A 5,885-nucleotide genomic window follows, 5' to 3' on the forward strand; every position below is an offset into this window, starting at 1 on the left:
TCCTTACGCTGCGCCAGGTCATTGCCTCCGGTGAGCTGGGGAAAATCGTTCATTTTGAATCGCACTTCGATCGCTACCGGCCGGAAGTTCTTGCCCGTTGGCGCGAACAAGCCGATACGGGCGGTGGACTCTGGTACGACCTTGGAGCCCATTTGCTGGATCAGGCACTGCAGCTATTCGGGCTTCCCGAATCGATTGCACTCGACCTGGCAGAACAACGCAATGGCGCAAAGACTCCCGACTGGTTTCACGCCGTGTTGCGCCATGGCCAAAGCCGGGTCATTCTGCATGGCAGTGCCCTGACGCCGGCGCCGGGGTCGCGCTTCACAGTGCATGGAAGCCTGGGCAGTTTCCTCAAGATGGGTCTTGATCCACAAGAAAATGCGCTAAAAGCCGGAAAGCATCCACCCGCCCTGGACTGGGGAGTTGATCCCTTGCCTGCCGAGGTTTCAGTTTGGACGGACGGCGCTTGCGTAAGGCGCGAAATAAACTGCGTTGCGGGTGACTACCCTGCCTACTACAGCGCAGTACGCGATGCCATCCATGGCAAGGGCATCAATCCCGTCACGGCCAATGATGCGATGCAGGTCATCGGTTTGATTGAGCTGGGACTGCGGAGCGCGCGAGAGGGTCGCACAATGCCCGTTTCTGCCATCGAATTCCAGGCATGACAGCACGCGTTCGGCAAATGATCAGGAACCGGTGGCAAGCGCCTGGCTGCGAGTTTTGACGGACTTCCGCAAACCCTGTTCGTGCGGCTCACCAGCCATCGGCAGGGTGGCTATCGATTGACCGGCGTAAGTCGTTACAGGAATCAGGCGTACGCCATAGGGGATTGAGGGGTCGGCCCATCGTGCGTTGATGGCCTGATACAAATACTCGACCTGATCGGCCACGCTGCACCCGATCGTGTCGAAGAAGTTGGCGTGCTCGTTCGCAAGATCCGTACGTCCCAGCAACACCACACTCAGCAGTGCGGGTATGCCAACGCCAGCTTCTTGCAGCAGTTCCCGAAATCTGGCGCCATCCTCGATGCCCCACGCCACCAACGCGGTGAAAGGTAGCTGCCCCGAGGCATCCAGACTGGCCTTGATCATCCCCACAAGCACCGCTTCGTAGTTCTCATCAGGCAGGTGCGGCACAGTGATCACCTGAAGCTCAATTCCTGTCAGGGTGGTCTGCAGGTAGTCGAACCGCCGCCGTCCCATCTGGGTTGCCAGAAATGGGTGCGACGTTGTTGCGTATGCAATGCGGCGATGACCTTGCTGCTGCAAAAGCGTGATCGCCGCAGCCAGCGGCTCCCCCCACTCCATGCCGACCACCTCGACATCGGCCCCGGCGAGCGCCGCGCCATCCACGGCCAACGCATCGCATTTCTCTTTCAGCGCTGCGAGCAAATCAATCGTGATGGTTTTGTAGCTCGACTGAACCACGCAGGCGTCAAAGCGGGGCGAACCCTTCAAGATGGTCCGCGCGTGGGCGGGATCGGTGTAGGAAACTTCAAGTACGCGGTGGCCGTCAGCGGTAAAGCGACGCTGTAGCCCTTCTATCAACACACGGCCGCGGGCAATGCTGATGGAACGGCGCAGCAGCAGCACCGACCTTCCGGCCGGCGACGAGGCGCCGGGGCCGACGCCAGCCTCGCCTTCCACGCGGAAATAGGTCCCCCGCCCTACCTGCGATGCAATCAGCCCCCTGGCTTTCAGGCCCTGGAAGGCACGCTGAATCACCATCTGGGAGACGGCAAACCGGCGCATCAAATCCCGAATGGTCGGAAGGCGATCCCCGGGCTGGGCAGTACGTGCCAACTCTTCGAGGTACTGTTCCAGATCAGATGCTGTATTGCTCATATACATACAATACAACACATTTCACGCAACCCTCAATTGCCCTGGCTATGCGCCATGCATACCTTGAGCAATATGCGCCGGGCTCAACACAACATCCCTCAACCGCGGCCCACAAACGGCATCTTCGTGGCCATGATGGTCATGAACTGCACATTGGTTGACAACGGCAACGACGCCATGTGCACCACCGCATCGGCGACTTCCTTCGCATCCATCATCGGCTCAATGGCGATCTCGCCGTTGGCCTGGGGCACGCCCTTGGCCATGCGGGCCGCGAGCTCTGTCATGGCGTTGCCGATGTCGATCTGGCCGCAGGCGATGTTGTACTTGCGCCCGTCCAGCGAGATGGATTTCGTCAGGCCCGTGATGGCGTGCTTGGTGGAGGTATAGGGCGCTGAGTTGGGCCGAGGCGCATGGGCCGAAATCGAGCCGTTGTTGATGATGCGGCCGCCTTGGGGCAACTGGTCTTTCATCAACTTGATGGCGGCCTGCGCACAGAGGAAGGAGCCGGTCAGGTTGATGTTGACCACATTGGTCCACTGCTCAAACGTGATGTCTTCGAGGTTGACGGGCGGCGCGCCCACACCGGCGTTGTTGAACAGCAAGTCCAGCCGGCCGAACTTTTCCTTGACCCTGGCGAATGCCGCCGCCACGGAGTCGGGCTGGCTCACGTCGGTTGGCAAAGCCAGCGCGCGGTCTGTGCCCGATTCTTTGGCAACCTCGTTGAGCGGCTCGGCGCGGCGGCCCACCAGCGCCACGCTGTAGCCTTCACGCAGCAGGGCCAGGGCCACAGCCTTGCCAATGCCAGTGCCCGCGCCGGTGACGAGTGCGACTTTGCCGCTGGACTTGTTCTCGGAATTCATGGTGTGCCTTTGTCTCTTTGAAGGGGGTTGTAAAGGCGCTCTGGTCAATCGATGCCGCAACGAGCGCTACAGCCTTTAATTGTGCCCGAGGCTGACGGGTTCCACAGGCCGCGCCCGACGACTGCGCCGTCCGCTTTTGCCAGGTACTTTAGGTTTCAACTATTTTCGAGATTGTTGGAAATAACCGACACCACGGCTTTTTTGCCGGTGCTACCTTTGCACCCATGACAGCCCGCACCTCCGCTTCCACCACATCACCACCGCGAAAACTCTGGGACATCTCACCGTCGGTGGATGAAAACGCCGCGGTGTTCCCCGGCGACACGGCCTATTCGCAGCAGTKGCATTTTTCGCTGACGCCGGACTGCCCGGTCAACGTCAACAGCATCACACTTTCGCCCCATACCGGCGCGCATGCCGATGCGCCGCTGCACTATGCCAACGGTGAAACCAGCGTCGGCGAACTCGACCTCGCGCCCTACCTCGGGCCGTGCCGCGTGATCCACTGCATGGACTGCGGCCCGCTGGTGCAGCCGGAACACATCGCCCACGCGCTGGAAAACCTGCCGCCCCGCGTGTTGCTGCGTACCTCAGCGGCAGCCAGTCAGTCATGGGCATCATTTACGGCCATAGCCCCCGCCACGCTTGCGCTGCTAGCTACCAAAAACATAGCACTTGTCGGCATTGACACGCCCAGCGTGGACCCGGCCACCAGCCAGGACTTGCCCAGCCACCACCAGTTGCTGGCGCACGGCCTGCGCGTGCTCGAAAACCTGGTGCTCGACGACGTAGCCGAAGGCGACTACGAACTCATTGCCCTGCCGCTCAAACTCACCCGGGCCGACGCCTCACCCGTTCGCGCAGTCCTGCGTGAACTTCCATGAAGACCACTCCATGAGCACTTTGCAAGACTGCCGCGCCCTCGATGCGCAAGACCCGCTGCGCACGCTGCGCCGGCAATTCACCCTGCCCGAAGATGTGATCTACCTCGACGGCAATTCGCTGGGCGTGCTGCCCAAAACAGCCGCCGCTCGCGTCGCTGAAGCCGTGACCGCCGAATGGGGCCAGGGCCTGATACGCTCCTGGAACAGTGCCGGCTGGTTTGAGCTGCCGCAACGCCTGGGCAACAAGATTGCCCGGCTGATAGGTGCAGCCCCCGGCGAAGTAGTGGCCACCGACAGCACCTCCATCAACCTCTACAAGGTGCTGAGCGCTGCACTGCACATCGCGGCCCAGGACGCGTCCACGCGCAAGGTCATCGTCAGCGAGCGCAGCAACTTCCCGACCGACCTCTACATCGCCGAAGCCCTGTGCCGGGAACGCGGCTTTCGGCTGCGACTGGTCGAGCCCGAAGAGATTGCCGCCGCGCTCACCAGCGAAGTGGCCGTGCTGATGCTGACCCACGTGAACTACCGCACCGGCGCCATGCACGACATGGCCGCCGTCACCGCCGCAGCGCATGCAGCAGGCGCACTCACCGTCTGGGACCTGGCCCACAGCGCGGGCGCCGTGCCGGTGGACCTGAATGCGGCGAAAGCCGATTTCTCGATTGGCTGCGGCTACAAATACCTTAACGGGGGCCCCGGCGCACCGGCCTTTGTCTGGGTCAACCCCAAACACGCAGACCGCTTCTGGCAGCCGCTGGCCGGCTGGTGGGGCCATGCAGCACCTTTTGAATTCACTCCGGACTACCGCCCCGCTGCAGGAATCGCACGTTATCTGTGCGGCACCCAGCCCATCCTGAGCATGACCGCGCTGGAGTGCGGGCTGGACACCGTGCTGGCCGCCGAGGCATTCGGCGGCATGCAGGCCCTGCGCAAAAAATCGCTGGCACTGACCGACCTGTTTATTCAACTCGTGGAAGAACGCTGCGCGGGCCACGGCCTGGGCCTGGCCACACCGCGCGAACATTCCCGGCGTGGCTCACAGGTCTGCCTGACCAAAACCCAGGGCGCCTACGCCATCGTGCAAGCGCTGATYGCGCGCGGCGTCATCGGCGACTTCCGCGCCGGAGACGGCGGCGCCGGCAAGCACCTCGACATCCTCCGCTTCGGCTTCACACCGCTCTACATCGGTTTTGAGGACGTCTGGAACGCCGTCGAACAGTTGAAGCAGGTGCTGGAAACCGCCGAATGGCAAAAATCCGAGTTCAACCAGAAGCACGCGGTCACATGATGACATGGYCCCCACGGTCGTCCACTGCGTGCAGCCTGCGGCTTCTCCCTGCCCCTTTCATCACAAGAGGGACCGCTGCGCCTGCGGCCCCTGCTTGTTTCAATACCCAGATCGCTTTTCCGTGAAAGATCATCCATGAACACACAACGGCCGGCAGACATCGTGCGCGACGAAAAAGCGCAGCTCGACTTCAGTCACTCGATGAGCTATGGCGACTACCTGCAGCTCGACGCAATCCTGGGCGCGCAAAAACCGCTCTCGCCCGACCACAACGAAATGCTGTTTATCATCCAGCACCAGACCAGCGAACTCTGGATGAAGCTGATGCTGCACGAACTGCGCGCCGCGATCGCCAACGTCGCGAAAGACGAGCTGGGCGGCGCCTTCAAGATGCTGGCACGCGTGAGCAAGATCATGGAGCAGCTGGTGCACGCCTGGGACGTGCTGGCCACCATGACGCCGCCCGAGTACAGCGCGATTCGCCCTTACCTGGCCAACTCCAGCGGCTTTCAAAGCGCGCAATACCGCTGCATCGAATTCGCGCTCGGCAACAAGAACGCCGCCATGCTCAAGCCGCATGCGCACCGGCCCGACCTGCTCGCGCAGGTACAAGCCGCGTATGAGACCCCGTCACTCTATGACGAAGCCCTGCGCCTGCTGGCCCGCCGCGGCCTGGCCGTACCGGCCAGCCATACGCAGCGTGACTGGACGCAAGGTTATGCCGAAAGCGATGAGGTTGAGCAGGCCTGGCTCGTGGTGTATCGCGACCCCAAGAAGTACTGGGACCTGTACCAGCTCGGCGAAGAACTCACTGACCTGGAAGACGCTTTCCGGCTCTGGCGCTTCCGGCATGTCACGACTGTGGAGCGCGTGATCGGGTTCAAGCGAGGGACTGGTGGGACGGGCGGCGTCAGCTWCCTGCGCAAGATGCTGGATGTMGTSYTGTTTCCGGAGATATGGAAGTTGCGGACTGACTTATAGGCGCGATGGATACAGG

Annotated in this window: 6 protein-coding genes; 4 read left to right on the forward strand and 2 right to left on the reverse strand. The window is 61.9% G+C overall.

Annotation, left to right across the window (positions count from 1 at the left end):
• Positions 1–671, forward strand: a 671-nt coding sequence (locus AC1DWI_RS11740) for a Gfo/Idh/MocA family oxidoreductase (RefSeq protein WP_477724881.1), incomplete at its 5' end; no start/stop codon positions are given.
• Positions 672–692: 21 nt separating this feature from the next.
• Here AC1DWI_RS11740 and AC1DWI_RS11745 read toward each other — a convergent pair.
• Together AC1DWI_RS11745 and AC1DWI_RS11750 are read right to left on the reverse strand one after the other, a co-directional pair.
• The gene (locus tag AC1DWI_RS11745; protein WP_477671377.1) at positions 693–1,850 is read right to left on the reverse strand and encodes a GntR family transcriptional regulator; all 1,158 of its coding nucleotides are present in this window, start codon (positions 1,848–1,850) and stop codon (positions 693–695) included.
• Positions 1,851–1,948: 98 nt separating this feature from the next.
• Positions 1,949–2,713 (reverse strand): SDR family oxidoreductase, encoded by a 765-nt coding sequence (locus AC1DWI_RS11750; RefSeq protein ID WP_477666272.1) that lies wholly within the window; start codon positions 2,711–2,713, stop codon positions 1,949–1,951.
• Positions 2,714–2,937: 224 nt separating this feature from the next.
• On the opposite strand from AC1DWI_RS11750, the gene kynB reads away from it, so the two are divergent.
• The 3 genes from kynB (at position 2,938) to kynA (ending at position 5,869) form a co-directional block, all read left to right on the forward strand.
• Positions 2,938–3,597, forward strand: coding sequence for an arylformamidase (gene kynB, locus AC1DWI_RS11755; protein ID WP_477724882.1), 660 nt, complete (start codon positions 2,938–2,940; stop codon positions 3,595–3,597).
• A 10-nt stretch (positions 3,598–3,607) separates the two neighbouring features.
• Entirely contained in the window at positions 3,608–4,888 is a 1,281-nt protein-coding gene (gene kynU, locus AC1DWI_RS11760) for a kynureninase (protein WP_477671375.1), read from the forward strand.
• A 135-nt stretch (positions 4,889–5,023) separates the two neighbouring features.
• Positions 5,024–5,869, forward strand: coding sequence for a tryptophan 2,3-dioxygenase (gene kynA / locus AC1DWI_RS11765; protein WP_477724883.1), 846 nt, complete (start codon positions 5,024–5,026; stop codon positions 5,867–5,869).
• The last annotated feature ends 16 nt before the right edge of the window (positions 5,870–5,885 follow it).

Source organism: Polaromonas sp. P3_C2, from assembly GCF_056402675.1.

Bases quoted from the DNA above. Each gene is read 5' to 3' on its own strand.
- AC1DWI_RS11750 (WP_477666272.1), bottom strand. From the start codon at position 2,713: ATGAATTCCGAGAACAAGTCCAGCGGCAAAGTCGCACTCGTCACCGGC.
- AC1DWI_RS11745 (WP_477671377.1), bottom strand. From the start codon at position 1,850: ATGAGCAATACAGCATCTGATCTGGAACAGTACCTCGAAGAGTTGGCA.